Here is a 16,992-nt window from a genome sequence, read left to right on the forward strand (position 1 = left end):
GTCAGAAATGAAAATTCAATTTAACAAAGATAATTACCGCACACCACGTTATGTTTTTAATTGGTTAAATAAACGATTCAATTTTGATTTAGATGCTTGTGCTGATTCAGAGAACAAGCTTTGTGAAAGTTATCTTTTCGATGATGGCGAGGGTGGATTTTTAACTTATAACCCGAATAATTTTGATGTCCCAGATTATGGTTATGTGTTCAGACCTAAATCAATCTTTATCAACCCACCATACAGCAACCCATTACCATTTGTAGAAAAGGCAGTATGGTGCGCTAAAGAGTTAGGCGCAACAGTTGTGATGTTATTACCAGCTGATAAATCTACAAAGTGGTATCAGGTGATTCAGGATAACGCCACCGAAGTGATCGACATTGTGGGCGGTCGCATTAACTTCTTACACCCTGTTAGTGGCGAAGAAGTAAAAGGCAATAATAAAGGTTCAATGGTGGCTGTGTTTGATCCAACAATGCAAGGTTTTGTTACTCGTCAAGTATCTTTGAAATTCATCAAAGAATGGGGTCATTCAGAATGAGATGTTTGTTGTTAACGCCGTACATTCAACATGACTTAAATATCGTTTTTTTTCGCTTACCGAAAACAGATAGTGGCATTCTTAAAAATAGAGTGCTGTTATGTCCACCACCGGCAGGATTTGAAAACAGAGCGTCAGGGGTGGTGGACTGGGATGGATTCAATGAAGAGCCAAAGCTAAATAAACTTGTTGATCAATTTCTTTGTAGTCCGACATTAAGAGAAAAAATTGTAAAAGAAAATCAATTATTCGAGTTTGTTTCAAACATTCAGCAATGCCAACTTTCAGACAATATCTATTGTCACCACGAGTTAACAGTATCGAAGTTTGAGAATGGTTTTATAAAAACTTGTTGGCACCACGATAACGAATTACGTGCAGGTAAGATTGATGAGAAGAAAGTGTGGTCAGTTTTAGAAGAAAACATTAAGAAGTTTCTTATTAGTAAAATCAATCAAGATCTAGGTCATTCAAGAGAAATCACAATTTCAGATATAGTCTTATACGCTTGTAAGAACGACATTTCAATGCAAGAAGATTTAATTCGAAAATTCTTTAAACTTCCACCTCTTTTCAGTGAAAAAGGAATCAGGTCATCAATAAACTCTGAACAGTATATTTCTAAGTTAAGAAACACAGTGCTTTCTTTAAAAGCAGAAGATGATCCACCAGCACAATATATGCGATCACCAAAACCGAAATACATTCGTTCTGAAAAGTGGTTACGTTGGGTTAAATCGCAACCGTGTGTATGTTGCGGTAAACAAGCAGATGATCCACATCATTTAATCAATCAAGGTGGTGGAATAATGGGAAGTAAAGCAGATGATATGGACTGTATTCCACTTTGCCGTATTCATCACAATGAACTTCATAAAAATGTAAAAGAGTTCGAGCGTAAATACGGTTCACAAGTCGAGCTTTGGCATAAATTCTTTTTACACTCAATCAAAATTGGCGCATTAGAGGTGTCTTAGTGGCTGTTGTCGATTATCAATTAATTTTAGAGCTTCCCTTTCCACCAACGGTGAACACGTATTGGCGACGTGTTGGGAATAGCACAAAAATTAGCGAAAAAGGGCGTAAGTATTCGCGTGATGTTGCTTGGTTGGTGCGTGGTAAAAAATTTCCAGAAGATAAACGTGCTTGTGTGTTTATTGAAGCATTTATGCCGGACAAAAGAGAGCGTGATCTTGATAATTTATTCAAAGCATTACTTGATTCATTAGTGAAAGCAGGTGTGCTGGTGGACGATAGTATTATTGATGAATTGCGAATTGTAAGACGTAAAGTCGTGAAAAATGGCTTAGTGAAAGTGCATATCGGAGAGTGGAAAGATGACAACTATTAATCGGAGTGATGTTAAAAAAATGCTTAGGAAATGGGGGCATTGGGGGAATGTCCGTTTTGGCACTGAATATCCTTCTGCCGCTCCGCTGATGTATCAACGCAATAAAATTGCATATTGTTCTAGTCGATGTAACGATGCACAAGGAATGATTTTAGATCAATTCGTTTCAAACCTAGCTTGCGTAAATGAAGAATATAGAGAACTGCTGGTGGCGGTTTATGTTTATCAAGTTCCACTTGCTGTTATTTCTAAAGAAAATGATAGAGCGGAAAGAACAATTAGGGATTGGTTAGAAACAGCAGAATTAATTGTACTCGGACAGATCATTCAAAATAGAAAAACAATGGCTACATTAAGTTTTCTTATTGCTTGAAAATTATGCTTGATTTTTGCCGCAAAAAAATCTAGCATACTATATATGGTGGTGTAATTGTAATTACAACACTACATATTGATTTTTACCAACACCCTGTCTAGAAATGGACGGGGTTTTTTATTACTTGAAATAAGGCAAAATGAAACGCTATGCCAGAAAAAACACCTGATATTTGGGCGATGATTTTAGTTTGGTTGCAGTTGAACGCAAACACACTAACAACTGCTGGATCAGCAATTATTGCGGTTATTCTTCGCGCTTTCTTCGTAAGAAAAAAACCAATGATCCGTTACACAGTGCTAGATTCCATGATTTGTGCATTAATAGCAGTTACTGCAGAACCACTTGCTCAACCGTTTTTACAATTTTTCTTTCACGTTGAATCAGAGCGCGCTTCTTATTTCGTCGGTGTGATGATTGGGTTTATTGGAACTGAACGGCTAAGAGAATTTTTGTTTAAATTTATCAATAAAAGGATTGATAAAAATGATTCATATAACCGAAACGACTTTTAATAGAGTTTTTCCTCGCGCAAGACGTGGAATCTATCAAGTTATTGTAGAAAATATTGAGAAAGCCTGTTGTTTCACTAAAGAGCAACAAGCGATGTTTATTGCTCAATGTGGTCACGAGAGTGCAGGTTTTTCTATATTTTCTGAAAATCTAAACTACTCCGAGCAAGCGTTATTGCGTGTGTTTCCAAAGTACTTCAATGAAAGAGCGGCTAGACAATATGCACGCAAGCCAGAAATGATTGCAAATAGAGTTTATGCCGCACGAATGGGAAATGGTAGCGAGGCAAGTGGCGATGGTTGGCGCTATCGTGGTGTTGGTGCTATTCAGCTCACTGGAAAAAATAATCACACTGCTTTTAAGAAATGGCTTGGACGTGATATTGAACCAAGAGATATTGCAACAAACCTAGATCTTGCTGTGAAAGCAGCGGTTTGGTTTTGGCTTGCTAACGATCTGTCTAGTCTTAATTCAGTTAGTAAAGTCACGCTCAGAATTAATGGTGGCTCTAATGGCTTAGCAGAACGCGTGAGCTTATATAGACGATTAATGGTGTAATTATGTTTTCGTTCATAAATAAGGCATACATTGCAATCATCGCTTTTCTCGGTGCAATTATTTTCTTTCAGTATTACTCGATTGTTAGTCTTGAAGATAAGACAAAAGAACAAGCACAGATGATTAATAATCAAAGCGAATCAATCAAGCAATTGAAAGAGCAAGAACAAATCAATCAAAAGCTAACGCTTGAAATTAGTCGGTTGGAATCAGAAGCAAGGATTAAATCAGATGAAGCTATTGAAAGTATTTCAGAACAAGAAAGAAGTGCTAAAGCTTATAATGCTAACGCTCCTCGTAGCGTTATTGAGTTCTTGCGCCAGTAAACCAGTAGCGCAAGCATGCCCTGCAATTCCAGCAGCACTATTAGCGCATTTGGATAAGACTGGGTTTAATGGCAATACTTATGGTGACGTTTCAAAGTATGCCGTCATTCTTAAACGTGAGCGTGATGTGTGTCTTAATCGCATTGATAAGATTAGAGAGTGGCAAGTCGAGAACACTAACAAATAACGGAATAGCTTAATGCCGGCAAGAATCAAAAAGGCTTGTAGAAAGCAAGGGTGCAATAAAACTACAACGCATAGCAGTGGATATTGTGAATCGCACCAAGGGTGCGGATGGCAGAGACACCAGCGCGGCAAGACGGCAAGCCAGCGAGGATATGGATCACAGTGGCGCAAGTTAAGGCTGATTGTGTTAGAACGTGATAAATATCTATGTCAGCACTGCTTGAAGAAAGGTTTATACACCACTGCAACAACAGTCGATCACATCATAGCAAAGGCACACAACGGCACAGATAGTCTATCTAACTTACAAAGTCTTTGTGATAAATGTCATAAAACAAAAACAGCTCAAGAAAGATTCAATTAGTGAATCAAATTAATATGGGGAGGGGGAGGCTAAATCTCTACAACTTTTTGCTTTAGAAACCGCCCCTTCAACTCAATTTTTACAACCGCGAAATTAAAATTTTGAGGTAAGCGCCAAATGTCAGGAAAAGCACTAGTTCCGGGGCGTGGGCGCAAGCCTAAACCTACTGCCGTTAAAAAACGGCAAGGCAATCCCGGAAAGCGAAAATTAAATGATTCAGAGCCAGCATTTAGCGAGTTAAGCGCAGATACGCCACCGCCGGACGATCTTAATGATGACGGCGTGATTATGTGGCAGTTTGTTTTGAAAGAATTGTGTCCACAAGGAATTATTCTGAAAACAGACTTAGAAACGGTCGCTAACTACTGCATTGCTTATCAGAATCGGAAAAGAGCGAATGCCGATATTGAAAAATACGGCAGCATTATAGAAACAGACACGGGATTAAAGCGCAATCCAGCTTATACAACATTGAAAGAATCCACCGCAGATATGGCTAAATTCGGTGCATTGCTTGGATTAGATCCATCTAGTCGTTCGAGATTGATTGGTAAAGCCGATAATCAGCCGGTGAATCCATTTGCGGAGTTGTTGCAATGACGGATAACGTTAAAAAAGCGAATAAGTACGCAAAAGATGTTGTTAGTGGAAAGATTCCCGCTTGTCGATTAGTGATCAAGGCTTGTCAGCGCCACTTGGACGACTTGAAGAAACAGAAAGATAAAGAGTTTTCTTTCAAGTTCGATGAAAAGCTAGCAGAGCGTGCTTGTAAGTTCATTCAGTATTTACCGCATACAAAGGGTGAATGGGCGCTTAAACGGCAAAATATCACGCTTGAACCGTGGCAACTATTCGCCGTTGCCAATGCGTTTGGCTGGATTCGCAAGGGTTCGGGTTTACGTCGTTTTCGTGAAGTTTACACAGAGATCCCGCGTAAAAATGGAAAGTCGGCTATTTCTGCTGGTGTCGGATTGTATATGTTTTGCGTTGACGGTGAGTTCGGCGCAGAAGTCTATTCTGGCGCAACAACAGAAAAGCAAGCGTGGGAAGTGTTCCGTCCGGCGCGATTGATGTGTAAAAAAACGGATCTTTTATGTTCGACGTTCGGCATTGAAGTGAACGCTTCAAACCTGAATCGACCAAGTGACGGTTCTCGCTTTGAACCACTGATTGGGAATCCGGGCGATGGTTCATCGCCGAGTTGTGCGATTGTCGATGAGTATCACGAGCATAAAGACGACGAGCTATACACAACAATGCTAACTGGTATGGGTGCACGCAAGCAGCCGCTAATGTGGATTATCACGACTGCCGGCTACAACATCGAAGGGCCTTGTTACGACAAGCGCCGAGAAGTGATCGAGATGCTGAATGGCACGGTCGATAATGACGAGCTTTTCGGGCTAATCTACACAATAGATGATGGCGACGATTGGACGGATCCTGATGTTTTACGAAAAGCAAACCCGAACTTTGATGTGTCGGTTTACGGCGACTACTTAATTAGCCAGCAAAAACAAGCAATCAACAATCCGCGATTTACTAACAAATTCAAGACAAAACACTTGAATGTGTGGGTGTCAGCAAAAGAATCCTTTTTCAATATGGTGAGCTGGGATAACTGCAAAGATGAAAGTTTAAGTCTTGAGGACTTCTACGGTGATGATGTTACTGTTGGCTTAGATATGGCAAGAAAGCTCGATATGAACTCGCTTGTAAAAGTGTTCACGCGATTCATTGATGGGAAGCGCCACTACTACTGCATCGCGCCTGAATTTTTCGTTCCAGAAGATACGATTTTCAGCACTGACACTGCGCTAAAAAGAGTTGTAGACAAGTATCAAAAGTGGGTTGTAAGCGGTCATTTAACCGCTACCGACGGCGCAGAGGTTGACTATCGTGAAATCTTAGAAAGTATCAAAGATATTAACAAAGAGCATAAAGTCATAAGTTGTCCAATTGACCCGCACGGCGCAATCGCAATTAGCCACGAACTTGATGATGAAGGCTTGAATCCGATAACAATCACGCAAAACTACACAAATCTTTCTGATCCAATGAAAGAACTTGAGGCAGCGATTGAATCTGGGCGATTCCACCACGATGGCAATCCAATAATGACGTGGTGTATCGGGAACGTAGTCGCAAAATACGGCGCGGGAAATGACGATATTATGCGGCCAGTTAAAGAAGTCGCAGAAAACAAAATCGACGGCGCAGTCGCGCTAATGATGGCGATTGGGCGAATTATGCTTAACGAAGATGATGGATTCTTCCCGAATCCAGAGGAGCTTTTAACACTATGAGAACAATTTTAAACGATGTGATCGGGATGATTGGGATCGGCGTATTGTGCGCTGGTGTTTATCAGCACTTCGGCACAGCAACAACACAAATAATTGTTGGCGCACTTTTATTATTCTATGCGCTAATGTCCGCCCGGGGGAGTAAATGATTTTCGAAAGAATGTTTCAGAAGCGCTCACTCGAGAATCCAAGTGTCCCGCTAAGCTCAGAGGGCGCACTTGAGGATCTTTTTGGTGGTGGCGCGACAAAATCAATAAGCGCAGATATGGCAATGAAGTTAAGTGCTGTTTACTCGTGCGTTTATGTGCTTTCTAGTGCGATCGCTCAGTTACCACTTCACGTTATGCGTAAAAGTGGCAAGAACGTAGAGCAAGCAAAAGATCATCCGCTTTACTATCTCTTACACGACAATCCCAATTTTTGGCAAACGTCGTACAAAATGCGCGAATACAATCAAAGTGCGGTGCTTTTGTACGGAAATTCTTATTTAAACATCGTGAGAAACAAGCGCGGTGAAGTTAAATCACTTGAAACACTAGAGCCTTGGCAAGTGAATCTCGCTAAAAATGCCAGTCGCTATGTGTATGCGTACCACGGCGATGATGGCGCGATTGCGGTGAATCCTGACGATATGATTCACATTAAAGCACTTGGTCCGTCGATTAAAACGGGAAAATCGCCAATTCAGCAACACGCAGAAACAATCGGACTTGGAATTGATGCGAAAGAGTTTGCCGGTTCGTTTTTTGGCGGAAACGCACGTCCGGCGGGCATTGTTAGCGTTAAATCAAGTCTTAACAAAGTCGCTTGGGATAGCTTATCGCAAATGTGGCGTAACGCTCAGCGAGAGTTAAAAAATAAAGAAAATAAGACGATTCTATTGCCGGCAGAGCTTGACTATCAAGCATTAACAGTGTCGCCAGTTGATACTGAGCTTTTAGCAATGATGAAGTTAAATCGTTCAGAAATTGCGGGGATCTTCAACGTTCCGGCGCATATGATTAACGATTTAGAGCGCGCGACATTTTCTAATATCTCAGAGCAGACGATTCAATTTATTCGTTATAGCCTGATGCCTTGGATTGTGAACTGGGAGCAAGAGATTAATCGCAAAGTGTTCACAGAAGCAGAACGCAAAGCGGGGTATTACGTCAAGTTTAATCTTGGCGGAATTATGCGCGGAACAGCGCAAGAGCGAGCGCAATTCTATCATTTTGCTATCACTGATGGCTGGATGAGTAGAAATGAAGTGCGAGCATTTGAAGATATGAATCCAGTCGATGGACTTGATGAATATCTTGTAAGCGTGAATGCCGCACAACAAGTCAATTCAAAAGAAGCAGAATCAGTGGAGAATGAAAATGACTGACATTGAAAAGCGCTCGTATTTCGGAGAAGTGCGAGCAGAAAACAGAGAAAGCGAACCGACAAAGATCGTCGGTTATGGCTCGGTTTTTGATTCACAGTCTGAGCCGATGTGGGGATTTCGTGAAATCATTAAACCGGGTGCTTTCGACGATGTGCTAGATGATGATGTGCGCGCGCTGTTTAACCACGACCAGAATTTTATTCTTGGTCGTTCTAAGTCCGGCACTTTATCGCTAATCGTTGATGACAAAGGCTTGCGATATGAAATCATCGCGCCGGAAACGCAGACAATCAGAGATTTAGTGATTGCGCCGTTGTTGCGCGGTGATATTACACAATCTTCTTTCGCTTTCGTTGTCGCCCGGAACGGCGATGATTGGTATGAAAATGAAGAAGGTGTCGTGATTCGCGAGATTCACAAGATCTCGAAGCTTTGTGATGTAAGTCCGGTTACATATCCGGCATACAAAGAAGCAACAAGCACTGCGCGATCATTTGAAGCGTGGAAAGAGGCGCGCAATTCTGGCGATATCAAGAAAGCAATTCATCAAAAAGCTGCGCGAGAGCGTTTTTTAGCGCTTATTTCGGGTAAAAAATAGTAAAAGTTTCAACAATATAAGCCACCTTTTGGGTGGCTTTTTTATTTTCAAAGAGGATAAAAATAATGGCTAAACTTCACGAGCTACAACAAAAACGCCGCAACATCGCAGTTCAAATGCGCCAACTTCACGATCAAATCGGTGAAAATATTTGGACTGACGAACAACGCGGCAAATGGGATGCAATGCAATCTGAGTTAGATGGATTGGATTCGCATATCCAGCGCGAAGAAAATTTACGCGCACTAGACAACTCTTTTGTCAATGAACAAGAGCCAGAGCAACGCGGTAATGAATCTAATCTGACAAAAGAGCAGTTACAACAACGCGCTTTCAATGCTTTGATTCGTCGCGGATTCAATGAAGCTACGATTGAAGAGCAAAAATTGTTGCAAGAAATGCGCGCTCAAGGTGTATCTACTGGGGAGAAAGGTGGTTACACAGTGCCGAAAGAGTTCCAAAATAAAGTTGTGGAACAAATGAAAGCATTTGGTGGACTTGCTTCAATCAGTCAGATCATCACTACTTCCGACGGTAAGCCTCTAGCGTGGAGTACGTCAGATGGTACGACTGAAGAAGGCGAGTTAGTCGGTGAAAACACTGCTGCAACAGAACAAGATGTAACGTTCGGAGCAGCGGAGCTTGGCGCGAAAAAACTATCTTCTAAAGTGATTCGTGTGTCTAACGAGCTATTACAAGATAGCGCAATTGACATTGAAGCGTTTCTTTCTCGACGTATCGCAGAGCGAATCGGTCGCGCTGAAGCTAAATACTTAGTGAAAGGCACTGGCGTAGGCTCGCCAGCACAGCCGAAGGGCTTAGAAACTAGCGTTACTGGCACAACTCAAGCGGCAGCGGCTAGCAAAACGGATTGGAAAGATCTACTTGCATTGATTCACTCAGTTGATCCAGCTTATCGCAACACTGCAAGTTGTCGCTTGCTTTTCAATGACAAAACATTGAAAGCATTGAAAGAGCAAGTTGATGCACAGAATCGCCCGTTGTGGTTGCCGGGCATTGCCGGTCATGCGCCAGAAACGATTCTCGGCTATCAATACGCTATCGATCAATCTGTTGAAGATATTGGCAATGGTAAGAAATTCGCTTACTTCGGCGATTTCAGCCGATTCATCGTTCGCCGCGTCTCTTATATGACATTAAAACGCTTAGTAGAGCGTTACGCCGAGTTCGATCAGGTTGGATTCTTAGCGTTCCACCGCTTCGACTGTGTGCTTGAAGATACTTCTGCTATCAAAGCGTTAACTGGTAAGTAATGGATTCAGGGTGTTATTTAACGCCCTTAATTTTAAGGGGGTCAAATGGAAATCACACTTGAAGAAATTAAAAGCCAGTGTCGAATCGACGGCGATGAATCAGATGATTTGCTTGAACAGTATCTTATTTCTGCTAAATCGATTGTTGAGAATGTAACTAACTGCAAGCTATTTGATAAGTTGCCGGACAGTCCACCAGCAAACGCGCTGGAGCTTAATGGCGACTTAAAAGTAGCGATTCTTATGCTTATTGCTTACCTTTTCGAGAATCGCGGTGGCTGGAATGAAGCGCACGCAGCGCCGCAGTTCCAGCTGCCACCGACGGTGGAAATGATCATAAGTCGATATAAGATTCTACCGATTCCAGTGTGGGGGTAGAGATGAACATCGGCAAACTTCGACACAGAATCACACTTCAAAAACAGGTAAATACGCTCAACGAGTACGGCGCAAGCGTGACTGAATGGCACGATGTAAAGACGATTTGGGCTGAAGTCAGACCGCTTGCCGGTCGCGAGTATTTCTCAGCTCAACAAGTTCAATCAGAAGTCACAACTCAAATTTTTATTCGTTATCTGCCGGAGATTCTGCCGACAATGCGAGTGAAATTTGGTGAGCGATTCTTTGAAATTGTGTCTGTTATTAACGCAAATGAGCAAAATATTTACTTGCAGCTGATGTGTAAAGAGCGGATCGATGGCTAACGTAACAGTGAAAGTGAACGGCTTGAGCGAACTTCAACAAGCGATGCAGAATCTCGGAAGAAAAACGAGTAATCGCATAGCAGTGAAAGCAATGCGCAAGGGCGGCGCAATCGTGCGTGATAAAGCACGACAAAATGCGCCAGTTCTAAAAGAGAACGTGCCGCACAGAGGGGCGGGGACGTTAAAAAAGGCTATTTCGGCTCGAACAAAAGTAAGTCGCGGTGGCAAAACTAACACTTACATCTGGGTCAAAGGTCTTTCTACAAAGCAAGTCTTAAAATTCAAAGATAAAACAGGAAAAGCGGGGGCTTACAATCCGAAAGATCCGTTTTATTGGCGATTCTTAGAGTTCGGCACGTCAAAAATGCCGGCTCGACCATTTCTAAGACCGGCTTTCCAGCAATCAAAGAATCAAGCCGCGAAAGCTATCATCGAAACGCTACACAAGGAGATCGTCAAAGAAGGCAATAGATGATTCAGACAAAAATTTATCAAGCCCTTTCACCGCTGGTGGGAGGGCTTTGTTTTTATGGATTCGTTCCAGAAACAAATAAAAAATTTCCCGTAATCGTTTATCAGTTCCCAGATATCAGCCCAAATTCAGCGCTTGAAGACGGCGATCTTGATGATTTTCTTGTTCAAATCGACGTTTATAGCACGAATCCAGACGATATTTTCAAACTGCGACAGCAAGTCATTTCAGCACTTCAAGCGAAGTTCGACTACTGCGAACGAATAAACGATCACACCGACTACGAACCCGACGAAAAACTACATCGTCGGGTTTTTTCTTTTCAGATTGCTCACGGAGATTCTATCTAATGGCAACAAAAACAACCCCGTTTCAAGGCACTAAGTTCTATCTCGGAATTGGTGTTGAAGAACATAAATCAATCACAGCGATCACTGCGCAAAAAGCACCAACTTTAACGATTAATACAAGCGGATTCAAGAAGGGCGATTGTCTTAAATTGTCCGGACTTGGAGCGATTGATGGCTATTATCCGGTTAAAGAAGTTTCAGGAAATACTGTAACACTAGCAGATGAAGTTGACTGGTCTGGTGTTGATATTCCAGCGAGCTATACGTCAGCGAAAGCGGAGCGCGTGAAGTGGTCTTCTAACTTCTGCGCAATCAAGAATATTGAAAACGACGGCGCAACGCTCACAGAAGAAGATGTGACTACGATGTGTAGCGAGGGAACGGAAACAGAGCCGGGCGACATTGAGTTCGGTTCTATGAAGTTAAGTTTCTACTTCGCGCCGGCTACTGCAATGCAAGCCGATCTGCGTAAGAAGTTCTACGGCAAAGAAACGTTCCCGTACTTGATTGTATTCAAAGAGAATCAAGGCTCACTTTACGGCACTGGATTCATTCAAACCGGCGCTAATATTAGTGGTGAGGTAAAAGGCAAGTTTGAATCGGGAATTACGATCAAGCAGTCTAAACGCGACTACTTATTGCCAGTGGCTTAACTATAAACAGCCCTCAAGTGAGGGCTTTTTTTGTCTGAATAAGGAAAAATGAATGAAAGGCACGCGCGAATCACTTCTTAAAAACAAACCACGTCTAAAAAAAATCGAAATTAACGGCGATGATTATTATCTTCGCGAGTTAAATGTCGGTGAAGTCAATAAGCAGCTTTACGGACAGCAGCAACGACTCATTGCGCTAGCGAAAGATCAGGGAATTGAACTTAACTTCGATAATCCAGAAGATCTCGCAAAACAACTCACACGAATCTACGATCCACACACTTTATCTCGCACTTTAGCAACTCGTTTGTGTGATGAAAACGGAAATAATCTTTTTGATGCAGAAAACGAAGAAGATTTAATCGCACTTTCTCAGCTTGACAAAGAAGTGTTTGAGCAATTAAGTGCTGCAGTGACGGAATCTGAAGTAAAAAACTAACGAACCGGCGCAAGTTTCAAATAACTTTATCGCTTGCGCTGGGTAAGACGTTAGAAGAAATAGAATCAATACCGGAGCGGCATTTTGAAGAATACCAGTTATTCTACAACGAACAGCCGTTCGGCTTGTGGCGCGAAGATTATCGCACTGCGCAAATATCTCATTTGCTTGCTTTAATCAATCGAGATCCGAAATCGAAAGCGCCAGATTTAACCGAGTTTATGCCGTTTTACAAAGAATCTAAAGCTGAAGAAGTTGAAGATGACGGAAGTGCGACATTTTTAGCAAATCGATAATTTTAAGCTAATCTAAAATATTTTATAGTTTTATATATTCTATAAAACAGACATGTTGAAAAAATAGACTTATTTTGATATATTTTAGGCATAAATATAGTAAATAGGAGGAGTTATGAAAGGCACATTCAATCATCTTGTAGTAAGCACTTCATTAACAGTTAAGTATTTATTTATCCTTTTATTTTCTGTTATTGCAATCTCATTGGGGATATTTTCGCTATTTTTTATATTTCCATCAATTTTCAATTGGGGGATTGTTATTCTCCTAGTGATTCCAGTTATATCTGGAATATATTCAGGTATAAAAAGTTAGTTAAAATAAGAAATACTAAAAGCTCGCGTAACTGCGGGCTTTTTTTATGGGAGTAATCTATGGCTGGAGGGTTAGGTAGTTTAAATATTGAATTAGCGCTTAATTCAGTGAAATTTAACGATAATTTAATCAAAGCGCAAAGACATGCTCAGCAGTTTTCAAAAAATACGCAGGCTGCATTAAAAAATATTGAAAAAAATGTAGAGAGTCTGAATAAAGCCAGCAACTTAGCTACTGGTTTTGGTGCGTTATTATTTTCTTCTTCCAAGTTTTCTGCTGCTACCTCTATGACGATGAGGTATGCGGATAGTTATACAGAACTGCAAAACAGGTTACGTTTAGTTACAGATGGGCAAAATCAACTTAGCGCATCTACACAGACTGTTTTTGATATTTCACTACGCACGAATCAAGCGGTAAGCGCAACAGCTGAAGTTTATCAGCGCTTTGCGAAAAATGCTGGTGTTTTGAAAATCAGTCAAGCAGAAGTGGCTGAATTAACAGAGACAGTATCAAAAGCAGTTGCAATGTCGGGTGCAAGTGCGGCTTCTGCTGAAGCTGCTTTGATGCAATTCGGGCAAGCGATGGCAAGTGGCGAGCTTCGCGGCGCAGAGCTAAACTCAGTAATGGAACAAACGCCGGCGCTTGCGCAAGCAATTGCAGACGGGCTCGGGGTAACAGTCGGACAGCTCAAAGAAATGGGCAAAAACGGCGAGTTACAAATCGGAAAAGTTGTAAAAGCGCTTCAAAAAGCAAAAGATCAAGTTGATACAGACTTTGAAAAGCGAGTTAAAACGCTTTCAATGTCTTTCACTAACCTAGAAACATCTTTTGTGAAATTCGTCGGTGAGGCTGACAGCGCTTACGGCGTTACTCAAAAGCTCGCGCAGAGTGTTGAGTATGTCGCAGATAATCTCGGTGATTTAATTGAAGTTGCGACGTTATTTGCCGGTGCGTTAGCGATTGGTCACTTGAGCAAATACTCTCACGAATTGCTAAAAACTGGAATCACAAGTGCGAAAAATACACTCGCTCACACAAGAGAAGCGCAAGCAATCGCGGTAAAAGCGACAGCGTTAAGAACTGCTGCACAAGTCGAAATGGCGAGCTTAGTTGCTCAATATAAATTAGCGCAATCAGAGCAAACGCGCTTTGCGTTGCGTGAACGCATGAAAGCGCAGACAGCACAGATCATCGCACTTTCTCAAGCTGAAGTTACAGCAAAACAGAATTTAGCAGCGGCGAACAATCTTGCAGCAGTCGCGGCGCGCGGTTTATCTAGCGTGATGACGCTACTTGGCGGTCCAGTCGGTGCAGCAGTGATCGCTGGTGGCGCATTATTGTATTTCACGTCGCAAGCAGAATCAGCACGACAAAAAGCGCTCGATACAGCAAGCGCGAATCAGAAACTCAAGGAAAGCTACGAGGGATTAAGTGCAGCGACTTTATCAATTAAAGTCACTGAACAGCAAGACGAGTTAGCTAATATCGACAGTCAGATTCAAAAGCTAATCGTTAATATCGAGACGTTAAAAAACGAATGGAATCTCGCGGGCTTAGATGTTCCGGATAGCGTACAAAAAGAGATTCACGACTTAACGACACAACTCACAGTTTTAAAAGAAAACTCAAATATTGAATTTTCTGTTTTAGAAAACAGATTGACCTCACTTGCTCAAGCGATGTTGTCAAGCGGTAAGTCGCTAGATGATGTTCGCGAAAAATTCCGCTTGCTCGGCATTGAATCAAGCGAAACAGAGTGGATTCTGGCTGGCGTCCCGTCGGTTCTGGATTCTGTTACGGAGGGTGCAGGTAACGCAAGCGATAAAGTGCTTGATCTTGCTAAAGCGCAGAAAAAGCTCAACGAAAAATCACAGACGATGCAACAGCGTTTAGAAGTCTTGACTTTGAAAAGTCAGGGTCACGCGAAAGCATCGTTTATCCTTTCTGGGCTTTACGAAACGCTCACTGTAACAGGTAGCGAATACTCAGAAGTGCTTAACGCTATCGCGCGTGGTGATGTCGCAGCAGCCCAAAGCGCAGCGGCGGCAATTAATCTATCAGCGCAACAACTGCAGACAATGCTCGACATGGGCAAGCAGCTAGACAAGTTATTCAATGTCGAAACGCAAACGCAGACAATTGAGACGAATCTAAAAAGCAGTGGTGGCGGGAAGAGTGAAAACAGTCGCGAGAACTTCTTAAAATTCTATGACGATCTAAGAGAAAAAAGCGGCAGCACGTTGAAAGCGATCGGCATTGAAGAAGAACGAATGTTCAAACGACTTGCAGAGCACAGACAAAAAGGCGTTGTGTCGCACGAAGAATACGAATCTGCGCGACTTGCTATCACGCAGAAATTCAACAAGCAACGCCTTGATCTCGCTTCGCAGTATGCGCCGGAGGTTGGGTTAAAAGCGAAACTTGAAGAAGATATAGCAGTCATTCGCGAACTTCAACAAGCAAACGAATTAACACTCCAACAAGCACAACGTGCAGTAGACGCCGCGACTTTAAACTATGCGCAAGGTGTATCACAAAATGCTGTCGATCCCCTTGCTAAGTTAAGAGGACAATTTGATCCAAACCAAGATTTAGCGAATAAACAAGCGGAAGAAATTGCGTTGATTAATGCGTTCTATGCGAATAAAGAGGGTTTAGAGGAAGAACATCAAGCACGGATTCAAGAAATTAAAGACCGTTATGATCAAGAGCGCAAAAATAAAGAAATGGACTACTATGCGCAGTCAGCCTCTCTTATGTCATCAGCATTTGATACGATGGCAAATGTAATGGCAAACGCACAAGGGAAGCAATCTGCAGCATATAAGGCAATGTTCGCAGTAAGTAAAGCTTTTGCTGTTGCACAATCTTTAGTTAATATTCAGCTTGCATTCTCAGAAGCATCTAAACTGCCCTATCCAGCTAACCTTGCCGCTTATGCTAAAGTTGCAGCTGAAACTGCAAATATTGTGTCTACTATCCAAAGTGTAACAATGAGCTTTTCCAGCGGTGGTTATACAGGCGACGGCGGCAAGTATCAGCCGGCGGGGATTGTTCACAAGGGTGAGTATGTAATCACGAAAGAAGCTACTGCTAGACTTGGCTTGGGTTATCTCAATTTCCTGAATTACGGGAAAAAAGGATTCTCAAATGGTGGTGGCGTATCTATTCCGAGATTGCCGACTTCTTCGATTCAAGCAAGCGCACCGGGAATCTCAGTGAATGTGATTAATAACGGTGAGCCAGCAAAAGCGAAAGTGAGCTCACAGCAAAAAGACGGACAGCTTGAAATCACGATCGAACTTGTGCGAGATATTGCTCGAAATGAAGCAAACGAAGCTATTCAAGAAAATCTTAGACCGGGTGGGGTATTTTCTCAATGACAGAAGAGTTTAAATGGTGCGTTAGACCGGAGATGAGCGTTGACAACGCGCCTAAGGTCTATGAACGAGATTTTGGAGACGGCTACACACAACGACAGAAAGCCGGCATTAATAATATGCTTAGAATGATTTCTGTTGTTGTGAAAGTTAAAAATGAAGAAGCAAATCAAGTAGATGAATTTTTGCGTAAACACGGCGGAGTAACGCCGTTTTACTTTATCGATCCGCTTACTAAGCAGAAAAAAAAGGTTGTTTGCGGTAAGTGGCCGGTTGTGATCGGTAAAAAATATTCTGAATTTTCTTGCGAATTTAAAGAAGTAGCAGAGAAAATCGATGACACTTCTTCATCTAATCAATTAAATAATCTTGATGATGTTATTGATTTAGTCGCAATCTTTAATAGTAAATTGGAGCAAATTGATGGCTAGTTTAAATCAACGATTAGCAGACTTCGCTCACGCTGTGAGTGAGAAAGTGCGTAGTATTTTGCGAAAAACAAATGAGCTTGAGCAAAGAATCCAAGAAATTAGCCTTACCGCCGGCCCACCGGGACCGCCGGGGCAAGATGGAGCGCCGGGAGCACAAGGCGATCCCGGTCTAAACGGAATCGA

25 protein-coding genes are annotated in these 16,992 nt (G+C 42.1%); all 25 read left to right on the forward strand.

Going from position 1 to position 16,992, the window contains the following annotated elements:
• The first annotated feature begins 7 nt into the window (after nt 1-7).
• Entirely contained in the window at nt 8-544 is a 537-nt protein-coding gene (locus ACWIT3_RS07940) for a phage N-6-adenine-methyltransferase (protein WP_457162226.1), read from the forward strand.
• Nucleotides 541-1,521 (forward strand): DUF968 domain-containing protein, encoded by a 981-nt coding sequence (locus ACWIT3_RS07945; RefSeq protein ID WP_457162196.1) that lies wholly within the window; start codon nt 541-543, stop codon nt 1,519-1,521. Before ACWIT3_RS07940 ends, ACWIT3_RS07945 begins: the two co-directional genes overlap by 4 nt.
• Complete coding sequence (locus tag ACWIT3_RS07950; protein ID WP_046339056.1) at nt 1,521-1,895, forward strand: RusA family crossover junction endodeoxyribonuclease; 375 nt, start codon at nt 1,521-1,523, stop codon at nt 1,893-1,895. Before ACWIT3_RS07945 ends, ACWIT3_RS07950 begins: the two co-directional genes overlap by 1 nt.
• Nucleotides 1,882-2,268, forward strand: a complete 387-nt coding sequence (locus tag ACWIT3_RS07955) for an antiterminator Q family protein (RefSeq protein WP_457162197.1) — start codon at nt 1,882-1,884, stop codon at nt 2,266-2,268. Before ACWIT3_RS07950 ends, ACWIT3_RS07955 begins: the two co-directional genes overlap by 14 nt.
• Before the next feature lie 152 nt (nt 2,269-2,420).
• Nucleotides 2,421-2,786, forward strand: coding sequence for a phage holin, lambda family (locus ACWIT3_RS07960; protein WP_046339058.1), 366 nt, complete (start codon nt 2,421-2,423; stop codon nt 2,784-2,786).
• Nucleotides 2,758-3,342, forward strand: coding sequence for a glycoside hydrolase family 19 protein (locus ACWIT3_RS07965; RefSeq protein ID WP_457162198.1), 585 nt, complete (start codon nt 2,758-2,760; stop codon nt 3,340-3,342). Before ACWIT3_RS07960 ends, ACWIT3_RS07965 begins: the two co-directional genes overlap by 29 nt.
• Nucleotides 3,343-3,344: 2 nt before the next feature.
• Nucleotides 3,345-3,668, forward strand: a complete 324-nt coding sequence (locus ACWIT3_RS07970; RefSeq protein ID WP_457162199.1) for a DUF2570 family protein — start codon at nt 3,345-3,347, stop codon at nt 3,666-3,668.
• Nucleotides 3,574-3,855 carry an Rz1-like lysis system protein LysC gene (lysC, locus tag ACWIT3_RS07975; RefSeq protein WP_457162200.1) on the forward strand — a complete coding sequence of 94 codons (282 nt, stop codon included), beginning with the start codon at nt 3,574-3,576 and terminating at the stop codon, nt 3,853-3,855. The genes ACWIT3_RS07970 and lysC overlap by 95 nt, the downstream gene beginning before the upstream one ends.
• A 183-nt stretch (nt 3,856-4,038) precedes the next feature.
• Nucleotides 4,039-4,218: an HNH endonuclease gene (locus ACWIT3_RS07980; protein ID WP_457162201.1), complete on the forward strand. Its 180-nt coding sequence runs from the start codon at nt 4,039-4,041 to the stop codon at nt 4,216-4,218.
• 117 nt (nt 4,219-4,335) lie between these two features.
• The gene (locus ACWIT3_RS07985) at nt 4,336-4,818 is read left to right on the forward strand and encodes a phage terminase small subunit P27 family (protein ID WP_457162202.1); all 483 of its coding nucleotides are present in this window, start codon (nt 4,336-4,338) and stop codon (nt 4,816-4,818) included.
• On the forward strand, nt 4,815-6,524 hold the full coding sequence (locus ACWIT3_RS07990; protein ID WP_457162203.1) for a terminase large subunit: 1,710 nt from the start codon (nt 4,815-4,817) through the stop codon (nt 6,522-6,524). Before ACWIT3_RS07985 ends, ACWIT3_RS07990 begins: the two co-directional genes overlap by 4 nt.
• Nucleotides 6,521-6,673 (forward strand): hypothetical protein, encoded by a 153-nt coding sequence (locus tag ACWIT3_RS07995; RefSeq protein WP_457162204.1) that lies wholly within the window; start codon nt 6,521-6,523, stop codon nt 6,671-6,673. Before ACWIT3_RS07990 ends, ACWIT3_RS07995 begins: the two co-directional genes overlap by 4 nt.
• The gene (locus tag ACWIT3_RS08000) at nt 6,670-7,893 is read left to right on the forward strand and encodes a phage portal protein (RefSeq protein WP_457162205.1); all 1,224 of its coding nucleotides are present in this window, start codon (nt 6,670-6,672) and stop codon (nt 7,891-7,893) included. Before ACWIT3_RS07995 ends, ACWIT3_RS08000 begins: the two co-directional genes overlap by 4 nt.
• Nucleotides 7,886-8,491: an HK97 family phage prohead protease gene (locus ACWIT3_RS08005; protein ID WP_457162206.1), complete on the forward strand. Its 606-nt coding sequence runs from the start codon at nt 7,886-7,888 to the stop codon at nt 8,489-8,491. Before ACWIT3_RS08000 ends, ACWIT3_RS08005 begins: the two co-directional genes overlap by 8 nt.
• A 65-nt stretch (nt 8,492-8,556) precedes the next feature.
• Entirely contained in the window at nt 8,557-9,765 is a 1,209-nt protein-coding gene (locus ACWIT3_RS08010; RefSeq protein WP_457162207.1) for a phage major capsid protein, read from the forward strand.
• Nucleotides 9,766-9,810: 45 nt separating this feature from the next.
• On the forward strand, nt 9,811-10,143 hold the full coding sequence (locus ACWIT3_RS08015; protein ID WP_457162208.1) for a head-tail connector protein: 333 nt from the start codon (nt 9,811-9,813) through the stop codon (nt 10,141-10,143).
• A gap of 2 nt (nt 10,144-10,145) precedes the next feature.
• Nucleotides 10,146-10,469: a phage head closure protein gene (locus ACWIT3_RS08020; RefSeq protein ID WP_457162209.1), complete on the forward strand. Its 324-nt coding sequence runs from the start codon at nt 10,146-10,148 to the stop codon at nt 10,467-10,469.
• Nucleotides 10,462-10,944: an HK97-gp10 family putative phage morphogenesis protein gene (locus ACWIT3_RS08025; RefSeq protein WP_457162210.1), complete on the forward strand. Its 483-nt coding sequence runs from the start codon at nt 10,462-10,464 to the stop codon at nt 10,942-10,944. The genes ACWIT3_RS08020 and ACWIT3_RS08025 overlap by 8 nt, the downstream gene beginning before the upstream one ends.
• Nucleotides 10,941-11,291, forward strand: coding sequence for a DUF3168 domain-containing protein (locus ACWIT3_RS08030; RefSeq protein WP_457162211.1), 351 nt, complete (start codon nt 10,941-10,943; stop codon nt 11,289-11,291). Before ACWIT3_RS08025 ends, ACWIT3_RS08030 begins: the two co-directional genes overlap by 4 nt.
• A complete protein-coding gene (locus ACWIT3_RS08035; protein WP_457162212.1) occupies nt 11,291-11,944 on the forward strand; it encodes a hypothetical protein in 654 nt (217 codons plus the stop codon). The genes ACWIT3_RS08030 and ACWIT3_RS08035 overlap by 1 nt, the downstream gene beginning before the upstream one ends.
• A gap of 52 nt (nt 11,945-11,996) precedes the next feature.
• The gene (locus ACWIT3_RS08040; protein WP_457162213.1) at nt 11,997-12,383 is read left to right on the forward strand and encodes a hypothetical protein; all 387 of its coding nucleotides are present in this window, start codon (nt 11,997-11,999) and stop codon (nt 12,381-12,383) included.
• Nucleotides 12,384-12,451: 68 nt separating this feature from the next.
• On the forward strand, nt 12,452-12,679 hold the full coding sequence (locus ACWIT3_RS08045; RefSeq protein ID WP_457162227.1) for a phage tail assembly protein T: 228 nt from the start codon (nt 12,452-12,454) through the stop codon (nt 12,677-12,679).
• Nucleotides 12,680-13,054: 375 nt separating this feature from the next.
• The gene (locus tag ACWIT3_RS08050; protein ID WP_457162214.1) at nt 13,055-16,381 is read left to right on the forward strand and encodes a tape measure protein; all 3,327 of its coding nucleotides are present in this window, start codon (nt 13,055-13,057) and stop codon (nt 16,379-16,381) included.
• Nucleotides 16,378-16,809, forward strand: a complete 432-nt coding sequence (locus ACWIT3_RS08055) for a phage tail protein (RefSeq protein WP_457162215.1) — start codon at nt 16,378-16,380, stop codon at nt 16,807-16,809. Before ACWIT3_RS08050 ends, ACWIT3_RS08055 begins: the two co-directional genes overlap by 4 nt.
• Nucleotides 16,802-16,992: hypothetical protein (locus ACWIT3_RS08060; protein ID WP_457162216.1), on the forward strand; the 191-nt coding region annotated here is incomplete at its 3' end. The genes ACWIT3_RS08055 and ACWIT3_RS08060, both read left to right, overlap by 8 nt.

Source organism: Pasteurella sp. P03HT, from assembly GCF_054052285.1.

Bases quoted from the DNA above. Each gene is read 5' to 3' on its own strand.
- ACWIT3_RS08020 (WP_457162209.1), top strand. From the start codon at position 10,146: ATGAACATCGGCAAACTTCGACACAGAATCACACTTCAAAAACAGGTA.
- ACWIT3_RS07955 (WP_457162197.1), top strand. From the start codon at position 1,882: ATGACAACTATTAATCGGAGTGATGTTAAAAAAATGCTTAGGAAATGG.
- ACWIT3_RS08050 (WP_457162214.1), top strand. From the start codon at position 13,055: ATGGCTGGAGGGTTAGGTAGTTTAAATATTGAATTAGCGCTTAATTCA.
- ACWIT3_RS08035 (WP_457162212.1), top strand. From the start codon at position 11,291: ATGGCAACAAAAACAACCCCGTTTCAAGGCACTAAGTTCTATCTCGGA.
- ACWIT3_RS08010 (WP_457162207.1), top strand. From the start codon at position 8,557: ATGGCTAAACTTCACGAGCTACAACAAAAACGCCGCAACATCGCAGTT.
- lysC (WP_457162200.1), top strand. From the start codon at position 3,574: ATGAAGCTATTGAAAGTATTTCAGAACAAGAAAGAAGTGCTAAAGCTT.
- ACWIT3_RS08025 (WP_457162210.1), top strand. From the start codon at position 10,462: ATGGCTAACGTAACAGTGAAAGTGAACGGCTTGAGCGAACTTCAACAA.
- ACWIT3_RS07970 (WP_457162199.1), top strand. From the start codon at position 3,345: ATGTTTTCGTTCATAAATAAGGCATACATTGCAATCATCGCTTTTCTC.
- ACWIT3_RS07940 (WP_457162226.1), top strand. From the start codon at position 8: ATGAAAATTCAATTTAACAAAGATAATTACCGCACACCACGTTATGTT.
- ACWIT3_RS07965 (WP_457162198.1), top strand. From the start codon at position 2,758: ATGATTCATATAACCGAAACGACTTTTAATAGAGTTTTTCCTCGCGCA.
- ACWIT3_RS07945 (WP_457162196.1), top strand. From the start codon at position 541: ATGAGATGTTTGTTGTTAACGCCGTACATTCAACATGACTTAAATATC.
- ACWIT3_RS07995 (WP_457162204.1), top strand. From the start codon at position 6,521: ATGAGAACAATTTTAAACGATGTGATCGGGATGATTGGGATCGGCGTA.
- ACWIT3_RS08000 (WP_457162205.1), top strand. From the start codon at position 6,670: ATGATTTTCGAAAGAATGTTTCAGAAGCGCTCACTCGAGAATCCAAGT.
- ACWIT3_RS08005 (WP_457162206.1), top strand. From the start codon at position 7,886: ATGACTGACATTGAAAAGCGCTCGTATTTCGGAGAAGTGCGAGCAGAA.
- ACWIT3_RS07985 (WP_457162202.1), top strand. From the start codon at position 4,336: ATGTCAGGAAAAGCACTAGTTCCGGGGCGTGGGCGCAAGCCTAAACCT.
- ACWIT3_RS08015 (WP_457162208.1), top strand. From the start codon at position 9,811: ATGGAAATCACACTTGAAGAAATTAAAAGCCAGTGTCGAATCGACGGC.
- ACWIT3_RS08055 (WP_457162215.1), top strand. From the start codon at position 16,378: ATGACAGAAGAGTTTAAATGGTGCGTTAGACCGGAGATGAGCGTTGAC.
- ACWIT3_RS07990 (WP_457162203.1), top strand. From the start codon at position 4,815: ATGACGGATAACGTTAAAAAAGCGAATAAGTACGCAAAAGATGTTGTT.
- ACWIT3_RS07960 (WP_046339058.1), top strand. From the start codon at position 2,421: ATGCCAGAAAAAACACCTGATATTTGGGCGATGATTTTAGTTTGGTTG.
- ACWIT3_RS08030 (WP_457162211.1), top strand. From the start codon at position 10,941: ATGATTCAGACAAAAATTTATCAAGCCCTTTCACCGCTGGTGGGAGGG.
- ACWIT3_RS08040 (WP_457162213.1), top strand. From the start codon at position 11,997: ATGAAAGGCACGCGCGAATCACTTCTTAAAAACAAACCACGTCTAAAA.